17 protein-coding genes are annotated in these 18,493 nt (G+C 67.9%); 7 read left to right on the top strand and 10 right to left on the bottom strand.

Annotation, left to right across the window (positions count from 1 at the left end; all coding sequences use genetic code 11):
- Window positions 1-10 precede the first annotated feature (10 nt).
- Window positions 11-1,087, top strand: coding sequence for a phospho-N-acetylmuramoyl-pentapeptide-transferase (gene mraY / locus ACIA76_RS33945; protein WP_397157829.1), 1,077 nt, complete (start codon window positions 11-13; stop codon window positions 1,085-1,087).
- A 16-nt stretch (window positions 1,088-1,103) separates the two neighbouring features.
- Here the strand turns inward: mraY and ACIA76_RS33940 are convergent, their stop codons facing one another.
- From ACIA76_RS33940 to hemW, 5 genes are all read right to left on the bottom strand, one after another.
- The gene (locus ACIA76_RS33940; RefSeq protein WP_397157827.1) at window positions 1,104-1,844 is read right to left on the bottom strand and encodes a 16S rRNA (uracil(1498)-N(3))-methyltransferase; all 741 of its coding nucleotides are present in this window, start codon (window positions 1,842-1,844) and stop codon (window positions 1,104-1,106) included.
- Window positions 1,845-2,990 carry a molecular chaperone DnaJ gene (gene dnaJ, locus ACIA76_RS33935; protein WP_397157825.1) on the bottom strand — a complete coding sequence of 382 codons (1,146 nt, stop codon included), beginning with the start codon at window positions 2,988-2,990 and terminating at the stop codon, window positions 1,845-1,847.
- A gap of 77 nt (window positions 2,991-3,067) precedes the next feature.
- Complete coding sequence (gene hrcA, locus ACIA76_RS33930) at window positions 3,068-4,105, bottom strand: heat-inducible transcriptional repressor HrcA (protein ID WP_397157823.1); 1,038 nt, start codon at window positions 4,103-4,105, stop codon at window positions 3,068-3,070.
- A 260-nt stretch (window positions 4,106-4,365) separates the two neighbouring features.
- Complete coding sequence (locus ACIA76_RS33925) at window positions 4,366-4,572, bottom strand: hypothetical protein (protein WP_397157822.1); 207 nt, start codon at window positions 4,570-4,572, stop codon at window positions 4,366-4,368.
- Window positions 4,573-4,644: 72 nt separating this feature from the next.
- Window positions 4,645-5,805, bottom strand: coding sequence for a radical SAM family heme chaperone HemW (gene hemW, locus ACIA76_RS33920; protein WP_397157903.1), 1,161 nt, complete (start codon window positions 5,803-5,805; stop codon window positions 4,645-4,647).
- Window positions 5,806-6,048: 243 nt separating this feature from the next.
- Between hemW and ACIA76_RS33915 the strand changes: the two genes are divergently transcribed.
- From ACIA76_RS33915 to ACIA76_RS33890, 6 genes are all read left to right on the top strand, one after another.
- Window positions 6,049-6,141, top strand: coding sequence for an Ms4527A family Cys-rich leader peptide (locus ACIA76_RS33915; RefSeq protein WP_368854180.1), 93 nt, complete (start codon window positions 6,049-6,051; stop codon window positions 6,139-6,141).
- Window positions 6,142-6,269: 128 nt separating this feature from the next.
- A complete protein-coding gene (locus tag ACIA76_RS33910) occupies window positions 6,270-8,060 on the top strand; it encodes a nitrite/sulfite reductase (RefSeq protein ID WP_397157819.1) in 1,791 nt (596 codons plus the stop codon).
- A 15-nt stretch (window positions 8,061-8,075) separates the two neighbouring features.
- The gene (locus ACIA76_RS33905; RefSeq protein ID WP_397157817.1) at window positions 8,076-8,792 is read left to right on the top strand and encodes a phosphoadenylyl-sulfate reductase; all 717 of its coding nucleotides are present in this window, start codon (window positions 8,076-8,078) and stop codon (window positions 8,790-8,792) included.
- A complete protein-coding gene (gene cysD, locus ACIA76_RS33900) occupies window positions 8,789-9,703 on the top strand; it encodes a sulfate adenylyltransferase subunit CysD (protein ID WP_397157815.1) in 915 nt (304 codons plus the stop codon). Before ACIA76_RS33905 ends, cysD begins: the two co-directional genes overlap by 4 nt.
- Window positions 9,703-11,004 (top strand): sulfate adenylyltransferase subunit 1, encoded by a 1,302-nt coding sequence (locus tag ACIA76_RS33895; RefSeq protein ID WP_397157813.1) that lies wholly within the window; start codon window positions 9,703-9,705, stop codon window positions 11,002-11,004. The genes cysD and ACIA76_RS33895 overlap by 1 nt, the downstream gene beginning before the upstream one ends.
- Before the next feature lies 1 nt (window position 11,005).
- Window positions 11,006-11,752 carry a sirohydrochlorin chelatase gene (locus ACIA76_RS33890; RefSeq protein WP_397157811.1) on the top strand — a complete coding sequence of 249 codons (747 nt, stop codon included), beginning with the start codon at window positions 11,006-11,008 and terminating at the stop codon, window positions 11,750-11,752.
- A gap of 125 nt (window positions 11,753-11,877) precedes the next feature.
- Here the strand turns inward: ACIA76_RS33890 and ACIA76_RS33885 are convergent, their stop codons facing one another.
- From ACIA76_RS33885 to ACIA76_RS33865, 5 genes are all read right to left on the bottom strand, one after another.
- Window positions 11,878-12,675 (bottom strand): HAD family hydrolase, encoded by a 798-nt coding sequence (locus tag ACIA76_RS33885; RefSeq protein WP_397157809.1) that lies wholly within the window; start codon window positions 12,673-12,675, stop codon window positions 11,878-11,880.
- 37 nt (window positions 12,676-12,712) lie between these two features.
- Complete coding sequence (locus ACIA76_RS33880) at window positions 12,713-13,414, bottom strand: TIGR00266 family protein (RefSeq protein ID WP_397157808.1); 702 nt, start codon at window positions 13,412-13,414, stop codon at window positions 12,713-12,715.
- A gap of 131 nt (window positions 13,415-13,545) precedes the next feature.
- The gene (locus ACIA76_RS33875; protein ID WP_397157806.1) at window positions 13,546-13,941 is read right to left on the bottom strand and encodes a hypothetical protein; all 396 of its coding nucleotides are present in this window, start codon (window positions 13,939-13,941) and stop codon (window positions 13,546-13,548) included.
- 394 nt (window positions 13,942-14,335) lie between these two features.
- Window positions 14,336-16,399, bottom strand: coding sequence for a hypothetical protein (locus ACIA76_RS33870; protein ID WP_397157805.1), 2,064 nt, complete (start codon window positions 16,397-16,399; stop codon window positions 14,336-14,338).
- Between the two features lie 509 nt (window positions 16,400-16,908).
- Entirely contained in the window at window positions 16,909-18,492 is a 1,584-nt protein-coding gene (locus ACIA76_RS33865; RefSeq protein ID WP_397157803.1) for a 4Fe-4S binding protein, read from the bottom strand.
- Window position 18,493 lies beyond the last annotated feature (1 nt).

The raw sequence follows: 18,493 nt of genomic DNA, 5'->3' as shown, positions 1-18,493 counted from the left end.
TCTGTCGGCGATGAGGCAAATCCTGTTCTCCGCGATGATCGCACTCGCGGTCTCGATCACGTTGACCCCGTTGTTGATCAAGCTGTTCGTCCGCCGACGGCTCGGTCAGGAGATTCGGGTCGAGGGCCCGGCCAGCCATCAGGCCAAGCGCGGCACCCCGACCATGGGCGGTATCGCGATCGTCATCGGCATGTGGGCCGGATATCTCGGCTCGCATCTGATCGGAATCCGCTACCACGCCGAGGGACCCACCGCCTCGGGCCTGCTGGTGCTCGGATTGTCCACGGCGCTGGGCGTTGTCGGCTTCCTCGACGACTTCATCAAGCTGCGCAAGCGACGCAATCTGGGCCTGACGGCCAAGGGCAAATACGTCGGACAGCTCGGCGCCGCGGTGATCTTCGGCCTGCTCGCGCTGCGGTTCCCCACCAGCTCCGGGCTGACCCCGGGCAGTCGGCATCTGTCGTTCGTGCGCGACGATGCGACGCTGTCGTTCTGGGTGATCGTCTTCCTGCTGGGGGTCTGCTTCCTGGTGGTGGCGTGGTCGAATGCGGTGAATCTGACCGACGGCCTCGACGGCCTGGCCGCCGGGACCATGGGCTTCGCGCTGGGCGCCTACACCATCATCACGTTCTGGCAGTACACCTATGCGTGCGCGACCAAGCCCGGCGTCGGCTGCTATCAGGTGCGCGATCCGCTGGATCTGGCGCTGGTCTGCGCGGCAGGCGCGGCCGCCTGCGTCGGATTCCTCTGGTGGAACGCGGCTCCGGCGAAGATCTTCATGGGCGATACCGGATCCATGGCCCTGGGCGGCCTGCTGGCGGGCCTATCCATCACCACGCGAACCGAATTGCTGATGGTGGTCGTCGGCGCGGTCTTCTTCGCCGAAATCCTCTCGGTCCTGTTGCAGATCATCGTCTTCCGCACCACCCGCCGACGCCTGTTCAAAATGGCCCCCTTCCATCACCACTTCGAACTGGGCCAATGGGCCGAAACCACGGTGATAATCCGCTTCTGGCTCCTCGGCGGAATAGCCGCGGCCTTCGGCCTGGCGTTGTTCTACGGCGAATACCTCGCGGCCATCGGCTGATTCAGGAGCCTGTCCACTACCAGCGGGCAGTGAGCGCTCCCAACGCACCCAGCGCGACCGCAGCGGCCGTGGAGGTACGCAAGACCGTCGGGCCGAGCAGGACGATCTCGGCTCCCGCCTCGGCCAGGCCGGACAGTTCGGACTCGTCCAGGCCGCCCTCCGGCCCGACGATGAGCACGACCCGGCCGGACTCGGCGACGGGTAGATCCACGAAGCGCCCGGCCCCCGATTCATGCAACGCGGCGACAACGCCGCTGTCGGCCTTCACCTTTCGCACCAGCTCCAGCACCTCGGCGGTGCGGTGCAGGTCGGTGACCTCGGGGATGTAGGCGCGGCGGGACTGGCGAGCCGCCGAGCGCGCCGCGGCGCGCCATTTGTCGACGCCCTTGTGCGCCTTGCCTTCCCAGTTGGCGACGCAGCGCGAGGCCTGCCAGGGCACGATCGCGTCGGCGCCGGCCTCGGTCATCAACTCCACGGCCAATTCGGAGCGATCCGATTTCGGCAGTGCCTGCACCACCGTCACCGACGGTGAGACCGGCTGTGCCACGGTCCGATTCAGGACCTTCAGCTCCAGCCGGTCCTTGCCGGTCGCGACGACCTCGCATGCGGCGAGCAGGCCCGCGCCGTCGGACAGCGTGATCGGCTCGCCGACCCGGATCCGGCGGACGGTCGCGGCATGACGGCCCTCCGGGCCGTCGAGTACCGCGACGGCGCCGGGCTCGGGAATCTCGTCGAGATAGAAAACCGTCGCGGCCACTCAGCGCCCGCTGAAGGAGGCCCGTAGCCGGGCGAACAGGCCGCTGTTGTGTTCGGATTGGGCCGAGAGCACCTCGGTACGCTCGTTGCCGCGCAGCGCCTTGTACTTGCGCAGCAGATCGGACTGCTTGGCGTCGAGTTTGGTCGGCACCACGATATCCAGGTGGGCGATCAGATCGCCGCGCGCGCTGGACCGCAGTTTCGGCATGCCGTGTCCGCGCAGCACCGACACCTCGCCGGGCTGGGTGCCCGGCGGAATGGTCAGCTCGGTCGGGCCGTCGAGGATGGTGTCGATCACGACGGTCGCGCCCAGCGCGGCCTCGATCATCGGCACGCGGATCGTGCAGTGCAGATCGTCGCCGTCGCGGACGAAGGTGTCGTGCGGCTGCTCGACGATCTCGACGTACAGATCGCCCGCCGGGCCGCCGCCCGGGCCGACCTCGCCCTGTGCGGCGAGGCGCACCCGCATGCCGTTGGCCACACCCGCCGGAATCGGCGCGGCGATCTCGCGACGCGACCGGACCCGGCCGTCACCACCGCATTTGCGGCACGGATCGGGAATGGTCTCGCCCGCGCCACGGCAGGTCGGGCACGGCCGCGAGGTCATCACCTGGCCGAGGAACGACCGCTGCACGGTCTGGATCTCGCCCGCGCCGCCACAGGTCTCACAGCGCACCGGCTTGGAATTGCCGTTGGTGCCCGAGCCCTGACACAGATCGCACAGCACCGCGGTGTCGACGGTCAGATGTTTGGTGACCCCGACCGCGCATTCGGCGAGCGAAAGCCGCGTCCGCAGCAGCGAATCCGCGCCCGGCTGCACCCGCCCGCGCGGCTTGCGCGGCCCGGCCGAACCCATCCCGCCGAAGAACGCCTCGAACACATCCCCCAGTCCGCCGAAGCCGGTCGCGAATCCGCCACCGCCCGGGCCGGATTCGAGCGGATCGCCGCCCATGTCGACGATGCGCCGCTTCTCCGGATCGCTGAGCACCTCATAGGCCGCGGATACGTCGCGGAACTTCTCCTGCGCGTCCTCGTCCGGGTTGACGTCGGGGTGCAATTCCCGCGCGAGCTTGCGGTAGGCGCGCTTGATCTCCTGGTCGGTCGCGTTGCGCCCGACGCCGAGGATTCCGTAGTAGTCCCGTGCCACGTGTTGTCTCTTCTAGTCCTGTTCCGAAGGTGTATCGCATATGTCCTGCCGCACGGCCGAACCGTGCCGCGCATCGCTCATCGTTCGGCAAGCACCTCACCGATGTAACGGGCAACCGCGGCGACCGAAGCGATCGTCCCGGGGTAGTCCATTCGGGTCGGACCCAGTACCCCCATGGCGCCGAGAACGGCGCCCGGCACACCGTACCCGGTCGAGACGACGGAGGTTCCGCGCATCTGCTCGACCTGGGTCTCCTCACCGATCTGCACAGTGACCATGCCCGGCTGCTGTGCCGCGGCAAGCAGTTTCAGCACGATCACCTGTTCCTCGAGCGCCTCGAGCACCGAGCGCAGCGAACCCGGGAAGACACCGAAGTCACCGACATTGCGCGTGAGATTGGCGGTGCCGCCGAGTACCAGCCGCTCCTCGGGATGTTCGACCAGCGTCTCCACCAGTACCGTCGCCACCCGTACGAGCACATCGCGCAGGCGGGGAGCCGGACTGCGCTCGGGCAGTTCGGCGACCGCGGCCGACGCGGCGGCCAGGCGCTTGCCGTCCATGGCCTTGCCCAGCATGCCGCGCAGCGCCGCCAGATCCTCGTCCTCGACGACCGTGCCGAGATCCACCAGGCGCTGATCGACGCGGCCGGTGTCGGTGATCACCACCAGCAGCAGCCGCGCGGGGTTGAGCGCGACCACCTCGATATGCCGCACGGTCGACGCCGACACCGTCGGGTACTGGACCATCGCGACCTGACGGGTCAGCTGGGCCAGCAGCCGCACGCCGCGGCGCAGCACATCGTCGAGATCGACGCCGTTGTCCAGGAATTCGAGGATCGCCCGGCGCTCGGCCGGCGACAGCGGCTTCACCTCGGCGATGTTGTCGACGAACTGGCGATAGCCCTTATCGGTCGGAATGCGGCCGGAGCTGGTGTGCGGCTGGGTGATGTAACCCTCGGCCTCCAGCACCGCCATATCGTTGCGCACGGTCGCGCTGGACACTCCCAGGTTGTGCCGTTCGACCAACGTCTTCGAGCCGATCGGTTCCTTCGTCGCTATGAAGTCCGCGACGATCGCCCGCAGGACCTCTAGTCGCCGCTGCTCGGTGCTCGACATCGGTCCCACCTCCTCGCTCGCCATCGGGCCGGCCCGGGGCGCGTGACCGCCGCACGGCAGCCGCCTTCACACGGATCCCCGGTTCATCCGAGGTCCAGTTTAAAGCGCCGATGGCGAATCGTTAGCACACGCGCCTGAACAGTGCTAACCCGCTGGCGCGGGTCCATGAGTGAGCGAACGCTGGGTCCATGAGCGAGCGAAAGGGCAGCTGAGTCCGGTCCTTCGAAGGTCCTCGAGGAAGTGTGAGCTTCGCCGCTGGTTCAGTCGGTGAGGACGTCGCGGCCCGCCTGGGCGTCCAGGCCCAGCATCGCCAACAGGCACATGCAGTCGTCGGCGTCGGTGGCGTGGCTGGCGACGGCTCGGGCCGCCATTGCGCCCAATCGGGCCGATTCGGCGCGCTCGGCGGCTCGGAGCTCGGCGAATTCGCTCTGGTCGGGGACAACGCTGATGTGGTGGGCCTGCGGCACGGGGGCTCCTCGGGGTCACCTCGGACCCTACGCCCACAGCTGATCGAGGCGCAGCCCAACCGTCCAAGTAGCTCAGGCCAGCAGATCCCGCACGATCGCATCGGCGAGCAGCCGGCCGCGATCGGTAAGGATCAGGTGGTCATCGACGGTGTCGGCCAGTCCGTCGGTGATCACCCGATCCGCGCGACGACGTTCGGCGGGAGCCAGATCCGCCAGGGGTAGACCCGTCCGGAGCCGGACGGTGAGCATCACTCGTTCGGTGTGACGTTCCTCATTCGTCAACGTCTCCCATCCCGCGGCGGGCAGGCCGCCGTCGGCGACTCGCGCGGCATAGCGGGCCGGATGCTTGACGTTCCACCAGCGCACGCCGCCGAGATGGCTGTGCGCACCCGGTCCCGCGCCGAGCCAGTCGCCGTCGTCCCAGTAGCCGAGATTATGCCTGCACCGCGCGGAATCGCCTGCGGCCCAATTGGATACCTCGTACCAGGTGAGCCCCGCGGCGGCCAGTCGAGCGTCGATGCGTTCATAGCGGGCGGCGAGCACATCGTCGTCGGGCGCGGGCAGTTCACCGCGGCGCACCTTGCGGGCCAGCGCGGTGCCGTCCTCGACGATCAGCGAATAGGCCGAGACGTGATCGACTCCCGCGGCCAGCACCGCGTCGAGGCTGGCATCGAGATCCTCGTCACGTTCGCCCGGAGTGCCGTAGATCAGATCCAGATTCACATGATCGAATCCGGCCGCCCGGGCCTCCCGGGCGGCCGCCACCGCCCGCCCCGGAGTATGGGTGCGGTCGAGCACCTTCAGCACATGCGCGGCCGCGGACTGCATACCCAGCGACACCCGCGTATATCCGGCCGCGCGAAGGCGTTCGAAGAATTGCGGCGAGGTCGATTCGGGATTCGATTCGGTGGTCACCTCGGCATCGGCGGCCAGCGTGAAATGCGCGCGAACCGCGTCGAGCACCTCCGCGAGCCCGTCCCCGCCCAGCAGCGAGGGCGTCCCTCCGCCCACGAATACGGTGGACACCGGCGGCTGCGCACTCGGCAACTCCCCGAAAACCCGTGCGGCCTCGGCCAATTCACCTCGAAGCGCCCGCAGCCACGACTGCGGCGACGCCGAACTCCCCAATTCCCCGGCCGTATAGGTATTGAAATCGCAGTATCCACACCGAGTCGCGCAGAACGGCACATGCACGTAGATCCCGAATGCCCCGCCCCCGAAATCCCGCAGCACCGGTTGCTCCACCTCGACCGGGGTCGGCGGGCGGAGTTCGGCGGGGAGATCGGTCGACGTCACCGCTCCAGTCTGACCACCCTCCCGATGTGAGGCACGTCCGGGCCGATCAGCGGTCCGCGGCGATGTCCCCTATGACCCATCTCACAAATCCGGTCGACCGTCCAGGGAATTTCCCGGGATTTACCGGAAAATACGGCCGGATGGTCGGAAGGACCCCGCTGACATGGCACAATAAGCTCCATGACCGGACTTGGAGTGCGATTGGTGGCGCGTCGCCACGTCGACTTCAAGCGCGTGTGCAGTGCGAGCTGTCTGCCGGATCGCCTCCGGTAGTTCGGCCCTGCCCCGGTTTCGGCGTCTCATGAGTACGCCCCACTTCCCCGGCCGCTGAAATGCCGAAGGCGTGAGCCAGCCCCTCCCGCCTGCCGCAAGGCCTGATCACCACCCGCAGGAGCGACCCTATGACGTCGAATACCGACGCCGGTCACACCCCGTCCGAATCCGATCGCCCGCAGCGGGCCGCCGCCGAACTCCGCGTCCGGCCCGATCGCCCGCGCCGCGCCGAGGTTCCCGCCGGACCGCGCGAACGCACCGGTAAGCCGGTTCAGCGCAAGTCCGAGGGGCAGTGGGCGCTGGGCTACCGCGAACCGCTCAACGCCAATGAGCAGAGCAAGAAGGACGACAACCCGCTCAACGTCCGCGCCCGGATCGAGAACATCTACAGCAAGAACGGTTTCGACTCCATCGATAAGGCCGATCTGCGCGGCCGGATGCGCTGGTGGGGCCTGTACACCCAGCGCGAGCAGGGCTACGACGGCACCTGGACCGGCGATGAGAACATCGACATTCTCGAGGCCCGCTACTTCATGATGCGGGTGCGCTGCGACGCCGGTGCGCTGAATCTGGCGCAGCTGCGCACGATCGCGGGCATCTCCACCGAATTCGGCCGCGACACCGCCGATCTGTCCGATCGCGAGAACGTCCAGTACCACTGGATCGAGATCGAGAACGTCCCGGAGATCTGGCGACGGCTCGAAGAGGTCGGCCTGAAGACCACCGAGGCGTGCGGCGACTGCCCGCGCGTGGTGCTCGGCTCGCCGCTGGCCGGTGAATCCCTCACCGAGGTGCTCGATCCGACCCCGGCCATCGACGAGATCGTGCGCCGCTACATCGGCGATAAGCGGTATTCGAATCTGCCGCGCAAGTTCAAGACCGCCATCTCCGGACAGCAGGACGTGGCCCACGAGATCAACGACGTCGCGTTCATCGGCGTCGTACATCCCGAATACGGCCCGGGCCTGGACGTCTGGGTGGGTGGCGGCCTGTCCACCAATCCCATGCTGGCGCAGCGACTCGGCGTGTGGGTGCCGCTGGACGAGGTGCCCGATGTGTGGGAGGGCATCGTCGCGCTCTACCGCGACTACGGCTATCGGCGCCTGCGCACCAAGGCCCGGATCAAGTTCCTGGTCAAGGACTGGGGCATCGAGAAGTTCCGCCAGGTGCTCGAGGACGAGTACCTGAAGCGCAAGCTGACCGACGGCCCCGCGCCCGAACAGGCCACGCAGGTCGTCGACCATATCGGCGTGCAGCGACTGCGCAACGGGCGCAACGCGATCGGCTTCTCCCCCATCGCCGGACGCGTCTCGGGCACGATTCTCACCCAGGTCGCCGACGCGGCCGAGCGGGCGGGTTCGGATCGGGTGCGGTTCACCCCGTATCAGAAGCTGGTCGTACTCGACGTGCCCGATGACAAGGTGGAGCGGCTCATCGACGAGCTCGACGCGCTCGGCCTGCAGGCCCGCCCGTCGATCTGGCGGCGAAATCTGGTGGCCTGCAGCGGTATCGAGTTCTGCAAGCTGTCGTTCGTGGAGACCCGCAAGCGGTCCCAGGCGCTCGCGCCCGAACTCGAGCAGCGCCTGGCCGATATCAACGCCCAGCTCGACGTGCCGATCACCATCAACATCAACGGCTGCCCCAACTCCTGCGCCCGCGCCCAGATCGCCGATATCGGCTTCAAGGGTCAGCTGGTCGACGACGGCGACGGGAATCAGGTGGAGGGCTTCCAGGTTCATCTGGGCGGCAGCCTCGGGTTCGACAGCGCCTTCGGGCGAAAGCTGCGCCAGCACAAGGTGACCAGCTCCGAACTCGGCGACTACATCGAGCGCGTCGTGCGCAACTTCGTCAAGAACCGTGATTCCGGCGAGCGGTTCGCGCAGTGGGCTGTCCGCGCCGACGACGACGACCTTCGGTAACGGGAGATATCTGCTATGGCAACCACTCTGGAGAAGCTGTCCGAGGACGAGCTGCGCAAGATCGCCGAAGATGGTGCGGCACAGCTGGGTCCGGACGCCTCGGCGGCGGAGCTGCTGCGCTGGACCGAGGAGACCTTCGGCCCCAACTACATCGTGGCCTCCAATATGCAGGACGGGGTGCTGGTTCACCTTGCGGCGCAGGTGCGTCCGGGCGTGGATGTGCTGTTCCTCGATACCGGCTACCACTTCGCCGAGACCATCGGCACCCGTGATGCGGTCGAGGCCGTCTACGGCGTGAACGTGGTCAACGTGACCCCCGAACATACGGTGGCCGAACAGGATTCGATGCTGGGCAAGGATCTGTTCGCCCGCGAGCCCAACGAATGCTGCCGCCTGCGCAAGGTGGTGCCGCTGCGGCGCTCACTGTCGGGCTACAACGCCTGGGTCACCGGCATCCGCCGGGTCGAGGCCCCCACCCGCGCGGGTGCGCCCCTGATCTCCTACGACGAGGCGTTCGGCCTGGTGAAGATCAACCCGATCGCCGCATGGTCCGACGATGAGATGTCCGATTACATCGACGAATACGGCATCCTCGTCAATCCCCTTGTAGAGGAGGGATATCCATCCATCGGTTGCGCTCCGTGCACACGGAAGCCGGAACCGGGATCCGATCCGCGAAGCGGCCGCTGGGCCGGCCTCGCCAAGACCGAATGCGGGCTACACCAATCATGACTGCCTCAGCCACCGATACCGAATTCGATACGCTCGCCGCGCTCGAGAGCGAGTCGATCCATATCTTCCGTGAGGTAGCGGGGGAATTCGAGCGGCCGGTGATTCTGTTCTCCGGCGGTAAGGATTCCACCGTGCTGCTGCATCTGGCGCTCAAGGCGTTCTGGCCCGCGCCGTTGCCGTTCGCGCTGCTGCACGTCGACACCGGGCACAATCTGCCCGAGGTGCTGGAGTTCCGGGACCGGGTGGTCGAGAAGTACGGGCTGCGACTGCATGTCGCGGCCGTGGAGGACTATCTGGCCGACGGGCGGCTGAGCGAGCGGCCCGACGGGATCCGCAATCCGCTGCAGACCGTGCCGCTGCTGGATGCCATCGCCGACAACCGATTCGACGCGGTATTCGGCGGCGGCCGCCGCGACGAGGAGCGTTCGCGGGCCAAGGAGCGGATCTTCTCGCTGCGCGATGCGTTCGGGCGCTGGGATCCCAAGCGGCAGCGGCCGGAGCTGTGGAATCTGTACAACGGGCGGCACGCGGCCGGTGAGCATGTGCGGGTGTTCCCGCTGAGCAACTGGACCGAACTCGACATCTGGCGCTATATCGCGCGGGAGAACGTCGATCTCGCGTCGATCTACTACGCGCACGAGCGCCCGGTGTATCAGCGCGACGGCATGTGGATGACGCCCGGCGTATGGGGCGGCCCGCGCGAGGACGAACAGTTATCGATCCGATCGGTGCGCTACCGCACCGTGGGCGACGGATCCTCCACCGGCGCAATCCTTTCCACCGCCGCCACCAATGCCGAGATCCTGGCCGAGGTGGCCGCGTCCCGCCTCACCGAGCGCGGCGCTACGCGCGGCGACGACCGGGTGTCGGAGGCCGCGATGGAAGACCGCAAGCGAGAGGGTTACTTCTGATGTCCGACCTACTCCGGCTGGCCACCGCCGGCAGTGTCGACGACGGCAAGTCCACGCTGGTCGGCCGCCTGCTCTACGACACGAAATCCGTACTGGCCGACCAGATCGACGCCGTCACCCGCGCGTCGGTGGACAAGGGCCTTGCCACGCCGGACCTTTCGCTGCTGGTCGACGGCCTGCGGGCCGAGCGCGAACAGGGCATCACCATCGATGTGGCCTATCGCTACTTCGCCACGCCCGCACGGTCTTTCGTACTCGCCGATACGCCCGGACATGTGCAGTACACCCGCAATACGGTCTCGGGCGCCTCGACCGCACAGCTGGTGATCCTGCTGGTCGACGCGCGCAAGGGCGTGATCGAGCAGACCCGCCGGCACGCCGCGGTGATGGCGCTGCTGGGTGTGCCGCGGCTGGTACTGGCCGTGAACAAGATCGATCTGGTCGACGACGCGGCCGGGGTCTTCGAGCGGATCACAGCCGAATTCGCCGAACTGACAACGAGACTCGGCTGGGCGGCCGGGGATGTGGTGGCGATTCCGGTCTCGGCGCTGCACGGCGACAACATCGCCTCACGCTCGCAGGACACCCCGTACTACGACGGGCCCTCGCTGATCGAACATCTGGAATCGGTGCCGGCCGATGCCGACAGTTCGGGGCCGCACTCGATCGGCCTGCGGTTTCCGGTGCAGTACGTCATCCGGCCGCGCACCGCGGAGTATCCGGACTATCGCGGCTATGCCGGGCAGGTCGCGGCCGGTGTGGTCGCCAAGGGTGACGAGGTGGTGGTGCTGCCGTCGGGCGTGCGGACCACGATCGAGCGGATCGACACCCCCGACGGTGAGCTGCCCTCGGCGCAGTCGGGCCGCAGCGTGACGCTGATCCTGGCCGACGAGGTGGACGTCTCTCGCGGCGATACGATCGTCGCCGCCGCGGACGCGCCCGAACCGATCGACTCCTTCGACGCCACCGTGTGCTGGCTGGGCGATAAGCCGCTGCGCCCCGGCGCCCGGCTGCTGCTCAAGCACGGCACCCGCACCACCCAGGCGATCGTCGGCGCGCTCATCGAGCGATTCGACGAGCAGAACCTGGCCGCGGATCCCGCGCCGGAATCGTTATCCCTCAACGATATCGGCCGCATCAACATCCGCGTCGCCGATCCGATCGCCGCCGACGACTACCGGACCAACCGGCATACCGGCAGCTTCCTGCTCATCGATCCGGCGGGGGGCAACACGCTGGCCGCCGGGCTGGTAGGCGATGTGCTGACCTCGGTGGAGGTCGGCACCGAGGCCGGGGTGTGAGATGGGGTCCGCATCCCCCGCGCTGATCGCGGTGGCGCACGGCAGTAGGGATCCGCGCTCGGCGGCGACGGTGTCGACCGTCGTGGCGGACCTCGCCCTGCGGCGGCCCGGCCTGGACGTCCACCCGGCCTTCCTCGACCTCAGCACGCCCTCGGTGGGGCAGGTCGTGGATTCCCTTGCGGCGCGGGGGCATACCGATGCGGTGGTGGTGCCGCTACTGCTGGGCAGCGCCTATCACGCGCGGGTGGATCTTCCGGATCTGTTGGCGCGGGCGCGATCCCGGCATCCCGGGTTACGCCTGACCCAGGCGGATGTGCTGGGCATGGACATTCGCCTGGTCACCGCGCTGCGTGAGCGAGTCCTGGCGACCGGGGCCGACATTCACGACACCGGCCTCGGAATCGCCGTGGCCGCCGTGGGTTCCTCCTCCCCCGAGGCCAACCACCGCACCCGCCACGTCGGCCGCCTCCTGGCCGCCGGAACGGCATGGCGCACCTCGGTCTGCTTCGTCACCGCCGAACCCGGCCTGCCCCAAGCCATTTCCCGGCTTCGGGCCCGCGGCTGCGCACGCATCGTCGTGGCCCCCTGGTTCCTCGCACCGGGTCTGCTGACCGACCGACTGATTACCACCGCCTCCGACATCGCACACGCGGCCCCGATCGGCAACCATCCCTTGGTCGGAGAGGTCATCGACAGCCGCTATACGACGGCGGTCCGCGGTCTGGACGCCCGCCGCATGGCAGCATGAGACCCCGTCTCCCGGCCCTGGGGGCCGGGAGACGGGGACAAAGCCCGCGAGGGAGACCTGGGGTGCGGCCACGGGGATACGGGTGTGTGTGCCAGCGCCCTCATCGGGAATTACTCAGGGGCGCATCAGTTGTGGAACCAGCGCTCCAGGACTACCGCGACGCCGTCCTCGTGTACGTCCAGGGTGATCTCGTCGGCCAGTTCCAGGATCGGCGGGACCGCATTGCCCATGGCTACCGAATGGCCTGCCCAGGTGAGCATTTCGCGGTCGTTGTAGCCGTCGCCGATGGCCAGAGTGGCCGCCCGGGGGATGCCGAGTTGCTGGCGCAGGCGTTCCAGGGCCCAGCCCTTGGAGACGCCCTGTTTGCTGGCGACCAGGAAGGGCTCGTTATCGCCGTGGACCCAGCCGGCGCCGGGGAGGGTCAGCTCGTCGAGCAGTTTCACCATATCGGCGAGGGTGCCGCCGGGCCACCAGCCGTTGAGGCGGGTGGTGGGTTCCAGGCTCAGTTCGCTGTCCTCGACGAAGCGGTACTCGCCGAGCCGGAAGCTGCCCGGATAGTAGCCGGTGGTCCAGGTGCCGACGCCGACCTTCTCGACCGAGAGCACCATATCCGGAAATCGCGAGCGCAGCACGCCCACAGCGGGTTTCGGGTCGAAGGTGTGCAGGGCCAACGGCTTCCAGTTCGAGACATCCACGTGCACAGCGCCATTGGAGCACAGCGCCTGCCCCTCCTGGAGCCCCAGCTCCTCCACCACCAGCCGGGTGGCCAGCAGTGTCCGTCCCGTGGTGATCACGACATGCGCCCCGGCCGCGCTCGCGGCACGCACCGCGGCTCGGACTCGCGGCGAGACCGGCTGCCCGGTCAGCAGGAGCGTGCCGTCCACATCCAGCGCTATCAGCTCGGGCCTGAGTGCAGTGTCCACCAGCCCATTCTTACCGATGGCCCCGAACCCACCCGCATCACTGTCCGTTGTCCCGCTCCGGCAGCGGCAGGTAGGGCAGCAGGGCCTGGGCCAGATTGCTGATGGTGAGCGACTGCAGCCACACCCGGCCCGGGCCGGTCAGCGCGGCCAGGAACAGCCCGTCGCCGCCGAACAAGATGTTGCGCACACCGCGCATCAGCGTGATATCGAAACTCACTCCGGCATCGAACATTCCGACGTGGCCGGGGTGCACTCGCAGCGTCTCCCCCCGCGCGAGGTCGTACTGCACCACCTCGCCGGACAGCTCCACCCACGCATGCCCGGACCCGGAAACCCGCGCCAGGATGAATCCCTCCCCGCCGAAGATGCCCGCGCCCAATCGCCGCTGGAAACTCGTCGACACCCGCACATCGCCTACGCCGCAGAGGAATCCGTACCGATGCACCAGATAGTCCGCACCGGACTCCAGCGTGATCGGCACGATCTGGCCGGGCAGGCGCGCGGCGAAGGCCACCATGCCCGGATGCCGGTCCGCGCCGTATTCGGTCATGAAGAATCCGGCACCAGTGAAGGCCCGCTTCACCGCGCGGAACATGCCGCCGCCGACCCGCGCGGAGGTATGCAGCCGAATCGAATCAGTCATCCAGGACAGCTGTCCCGCCTCGGCGACCACGCTCTCACCCGGCTGCAATCCGATCTCGAGCACCGGCATCACGGTCCCGATGATTCTGGCGTCCATCAAACCAGTCTCCTCGCGCCGCCGCGTCAGGCAATACATGACACATCAATAACGTGCCCGAATTCGCCACGACGGCCGAACGCACAACGGCCGCACACCGATTCGGTGTGCGGCCGTTGTCAGGCGTTACGTCAGGGCAGAACCTGCGGCACGGCCTGCGGAGCGAGGACGCCCACCAGCGCGCCGATCACGGTGCCCCACATGAGGCCGCTGATCGCACCGGAGATCGCCCACGGGATGCTCATGATGCCCAGGCCGGTGACGGCGCCCAGGACCGCGGAGCCGGTGGCTCCGGCCAGGGCGCCCGCGGCGATGCCGTTGTGCACCGGATCATGATCCTGCGCATCGGGATTCGTCGCGATCTCCAGCGGAACACCGGCGGAGACCCCCTCCGCGACCGGCGCGGCCTGCACGGGCGCGTCGACGGTCTGCACGACCGCCGCCGGCTGCGGGGCCGCCTGGGCGACACCGGTGACATTCAAGGCGATTGCGATCGGCAGTGCCCCCATCAGCAGGGCACGGCTCATATTCCTAGCGGTCCGACGGACCATGATCGATCTTCCTCCCCGACTCCCGATCCCCCGACTGACCGAAATGTCTAGTTTTGAATTGAACGCTATTCATACCCCGACGTGCCCGGCAAGATCAAACCGAGGCAGACTTCCGGATTGGAGTGAAAGGTACTGGGCAGCAGTACTTCCGGGATAACGAAAGTCGATTCCCGTGCAGCGCGGTCGACTCGGCGGCCGGATTCCGCAGGTGACCTCGAACATCCTCGGATTCGACGACTTCCACCGAGACCCCCAACCGGCCAGCCGTTCGGCAATCGATCGCGACATATGTGCGGTGAAACACAATCGGATGGGGTCTGCCGACCCCGGTACTCGATATCCGACGATGGTCCGGTCGAGTAGGAAGGCCTCAGTGGTGGGAGCCGCCGCCCGAACTTCCCCCCGCGGAACTCGCGCTATGAGAGGTGCCACCGCTCGACGCGGCGCCACCGGAAGTTGTCGCGGCTCTACCGGAAGTTGTTCCGCCCGAGCTGGTTCCGGAGGCGGCACCACCGCTCGACGCGCCGCCACCGGCCGCCCCACCACCGGCCGCCCCACCACCAGAGTTGCCTCCAGTCGAGGCCCCACCGCCAGAATTACCTCCGGCCGAGACCCCGCCGCCGGAATTGCCTCCAGCCGAAGGAGAACCGCCGGAGGACGTCGAGCCACCCGACGACGTCGAACCACCTGATGAGGCCGAACCACCCGACGACGTCGAACCACTCGAGGTCTCGGCGCCACCGGACGCTGCCGTACCGCCGGATCCCGCTGTCCCCGAGGATGTTTCCCCACTGGATGCGGCCCCACCACCGCCCGCACCCGGCGAACTCGACGTCCCACCCGCCGGAGCCGAGGAACCGGGCCCGGCCGAGACCGGGTCGGCCGCCGCACCGCCGGAGGCGGGCGCACTCGCATCGCCAGTGCCCGAACTCGGCTGCGCAGTACCGGGATTCGGGGCCGAGACGACAGTCCCACCCGCGGGCGGCGGGGCATCGACCGGCGCGGGTGCGGGCGCGATCGTCCCGCCCCCCGTATCGAGCACAGGCAGCTGCCCCACGACAGGTCCGACGAACGGCCCGGGCAGGCTGATCGACGGGATCTGCCCGAAGACCACCTGTCCGACCGGCGCGGCCACGTAGGAAGTCGGCGGGATGAACGGCAGCGGATTGATGAAGTGCGCCGGATCGGCATAGACGGCGCGGTAGCCGGGCGGCTCACAAGGCGATCCCATATCGTGCGAGCGGATCGTCTTCTCGACCGCCGCCGGAGCCGACATCGCCTGCGCCACCGCACTATACGAGCTCATGCGCCCGCCGAACGATGTCAGCAGCGCATCGGTATCCCCGGATGCGGCCGCCATATCGTCGAGGCCATCGAACATCCGCAGCTCGCCGACGGTATGCCCCGCGCCGACCGGATCGGCCAGCGCGGGCGCGAATTCCAGTGCCGGACCGTCGGTTCCGATCGGCCCACTACCGAGCATGGTCGCCGCGGACATCGCCATGGCGGACACCACCGCGGCGCTGGATATCACGGCCGCTCCCCGGGCGTATCGCGCCAGATTCACGCCGCTGTCGGTCAGGCGGGCGGAGGCGAGCGCGGCACCGGTCGCGACGGTATGCGCCGGATCGGGCGCCAGCACGACCGGCGGTCCGAGCTCGGCCAGCACCTGCGCCACCTCGGCCGGGCGCACCGCACCGCCGATCAGCAGCACCCGATCGATATCGCGCAGGGTCAGCCCGGCCGCGTGCACGCAATTGCGCACGACGCGAAGGGAATTGCGGACATGCCAGATGCGCAGGCGTTTGGTGTCGATGGCGGGTACCACCTTCGACACCGGCGACGGCATATCCGGGGACAGGGCCCGCGCGTAGCGGGCGAGAATCGTGCCCAGCGGCCGCCCGCCGTAATTATAGGAACGCACCGCCGCGCCGAGCACGCCGCGCTCGTCGCGATCGGCCTCGGTGCGCACGACGGCGACGTCGAGGCTGTTACCGCCCAGGTCGTAGACCAGGGTGAGACCGTTCTCCGACACCCCGTACTCGGTATCCAGCCATTCCACGGCCGCCACCGGTTCGGGCATCAGCATGACGTCGGCCGAACCCGACCAGTCCAGAGCATGCCGCAGCGCGGTCATCTGACGACCCGGATAGCAGGCGGGATAGGTGGCGATCGGTCCGGCGGCGGGCTCGTTCGCGGCGATCAGGCAGGCGACGACCGCGGCCACCAGATCGGCCGGGGTCCAGATGCGTCCGCCCAGCACGACCGGTTCGCTGTCGCGGGTGAGATCGGCGAAATCCGTGACCACCGGGGCGAATCGGGGAATGCCGCCGATCCGTGCGCCGCCCGCATTGTCGAAGGTGACGGCCGTGCGCCGGATCCGCACATCGGGTCGCTCACGCTCCCGGGAGGTAGCCGCCCACACGGAGTTCACTGTGCCGATGCTCACGCCGAAGCCAACAGTCATTGCCATCCCGTCAACGCACCGAGACCACGGCCCCACGTAGACGAGTCATGTGGTCGCGGTCGTTTACCAAACAGCGAACTTAGGTTAGCTGGCACTTGACGATCACGAATACCGAATGCGGAGAATAGGTTTCATACCCGTTGGTCCGCAGTACAAATGCCCTGATAGAAGGGCATAAGAGTCGAGCTGAGGGCCTCAATTCCTCACTCAATCGTCCAATACCGACTGAAACCAGCTACCGCACAGTAATTCTCAATGAATACCGACCGGTGCGCTGCACAGTGCAGTAGTTGATCTCCCGGCGCTTGAATTCAACCGACCATTTCCTAATGGCTGGACGGTTGCCGACCCTCGAGTTCGAGGCATTCCCGACACATCCCCCGCCGCCGAGCAACCACTCGGTCCGCGAAACCGGTCTCGCACAAGGAGAGTCGTTGCGCGGCCCCGGGGTGTTACTCGGCCGGGCACAGGCGAAATCAGCCCCGGGTCAGCAGCTTTCGCTTCCACCACGGCCGCGCGGACGCACCACCGCGAATCGCACCCGGGCTACGATCGGTGACCAGTCGGTCGAAATCGCCTGCGTCCCGGACGGGTTCGGCCAAGCGCCCGGTATTGAAGTCGTCCACCAGCCGGCGCACCGTCTGCTGAGCGCAGGACTTGTTGGTGCCGATGAAACCCGTCGGACCGCGCTTGATCCAGCCGGTGACATAGGTGCCCGGCACCGTCACGCCGTCGGCGGCCCGCACGACTCGCCCCTCGACATTCGGAATCACTCCCCGCCCCTGGTCGAACGGCAGCCCCGGCAACGGCACACCGCGGTAGCCCACGGACGCGAGCACGAGCCCGGCATCGAGGGTTTCGATCGCGTCGGTGGGAACCGCGCGCACCGTGCCGTCGGCGCCGGTGACGAGTTCGGTGCGGATCAGCTCGATTCCGGTCACCCGGTCGATACCCGCGAGCGCGACCGGCGCGGACAGATAGCGCAGGACGATCCGCTTGCGGGCGCCCACCGGCCGATCGGCCAGCCCGCGCAGCAGGTCCAGCTTCTGCTCCACTTTCTGCGCCGTATCCGCCACCGCGTCCGGCATATCGCCCTCGACGACGATATCGATGTCGGCGCCGAGCAGTCCCACGAATTCCGGCACGGTGAAGGCGGATTCGGCGGGCCCGCGGCGGCCGACGATCACGACCTCCTCGATCTTGCTGTGCCGCAACGCCTCCAGGGCCCGGGGCGCGACGTCGGTACCGGTGAGCAGCTCCGGATCGGAGGTCAGGATGCGGGCCACGTCGAGGGCCACGTTGCCGTTGCCGACGATCACCGCGCGCCGATGCGACAGATCGAATTCCCGATCCGCCTGATCGGGATGCCCGTTGTACCAGGCCACGAATTCGGTGGCCGAGGCGCTGCCGGGCAGCCCCTCCCCCGGAATCGACAGCTTACGGTCGGCCGAGGCGCCGACGGCATAGATCACCGCATGGAAATGCTCGAGCAGATCGGCATGCGAAAGATGCTCGCCCACGGCTACATTCAGATACGAACCGAATCCGGGCTGGGCCGAGATCACGTCGAACAGCCGACTGACCTGCCGCGTGCGAATGTGGTCGGGCGCGACGCCGTGGCGGGCCAGCCCGTAGGGCACCGGCAGCCGATCCAGCACCGTCACGCTGACATCGCGCTGGGTGAGCAGTTCGTCCGCGGCGTACATCGCCGACGGCCCCGAACCTGCGATCGCCACCCGCAGCGGCCCGCGCTCGGCCGAAACCGCCGGGGCCGGAACGGGTTTGGCCATTATGGGCCGCAGCCGGGATTGGCGGTAGAAGGCCGCGTTGATCTCGATGAACGGCTTCTGGTCCTCGGTCAGCTTCTTCGTGGAGGTGATCGCGTCCACCGGGCAGGCGCTCGCGCAGGCGCCGCAGTCCACGCATGCCTGCGGATCGACGTAGAGCATCTCCGCCGTCAGGAAGTCCGGTTCATCCGGCGTGGGATGGATGCAGTTGACCGGGCAGGCGTACACGCACGAGGCGTCGCTGCAACAGGATTGCGTGACGACGTAGGGCATC

The sequence above is a fragment of the Nocardia sp. NPDC051570 genome (genome assembly GCF_044454005.1).
Taxonomy (GTDB): Bacteria; Actinomycetota; Actinomycetes; order Mycobacteriales; family Mycobacteriaceae; genus Nocardia.
The sequence above is the reverse complement of the archived record's forward strand: the minus strand, read 5'-3'. Positions and strand labels throughout refer to the sequence as shown.

What these genes read in the sequence shown, in the direction of transcription:
- ACIA76_RS33915 (WP_368854180.1), top strand. Translation starts at nt 6,049, where the DNA reads ATGACCGGACTTGGAGTGCGATTGGTGGCGCGTCGCCACGTCGACTTC.
- ACIA76_RS33890 (WP_397157811.1), top strand. Translation starts at nt 11,006, where the DNA reads ATGGGGTCCGCATCCCCCGCGCTGATCGCGGTGGCGCACGGCAGTAGG.
- ACIA76_RS33865 (WP_397157803.1), bottom strand. Translation starts at nt 18,492, where the DNA reads ATGCCCTACGTCGTCACGCAATCCTGTTGCAGCGACGCCTCGTGCGTG.
- ACIA76_RS33880 (WP_397157808.1), bottom strand. Translation starts at nt 13,414, where the DNA reads ATGGACGCCAGAATCATCGGGACCGTGATGCCGGTGCTCGAGATCGGA.
- hrcA (WP_397157823.1), bottom strand. Translation starts at nt 4,105, where the DNA reads ATGTCGAGCACCGAGCAGCGGCGACTAGAGGTCCTGCGGGCGATCGTC.
- ACIA76_RS33895 (WP_397157813.1), top strand. Translation starts at nt 9,703, where the DNA reads ATGTCCGACCTACTCCGGCTGGCCACCGCCGGCAGTGTCGACGACGGC.
- mraY (WP_397157829.1), top strand. Translation starts at nt 11, where the DNA reads ATGAGGCAAATCCTGTTCTCCGCGATGATCGCACTCGCGGTCTCGATC.
- ACIA76_RS33905 (WP_397157817.1), top strand. Translation starts at nt 8,076, where the DNA reads ATGGCAACCACTCTGGAGAAGCTGTCCGAGGACGAGCTGCGCAAGATC.
- cysD (WP_397157815.1), top strand. Translation starts at nt 8,789, where the DNA reads ATGACTGCCTCAGCCACCGATACCGAATTCGATACGCTCGCCGCGCTC.
- ACIA76_RS33910 (WP_397157819.1), top strand. Translation starts at nt 6,270, where the DNA reads ATGACGTCGAATACCGACGCCGGTCACACCCCGTCCGAATCCGATCGC.
- ACIA76_RS33875 (WP_397157806.1), bottom strand. Translation starts at nt 13,941, where the DNA reads ATGAGCCGTGCCCTGCTGATGGGGGCACTGCCGATCGCAATCGCCTTG.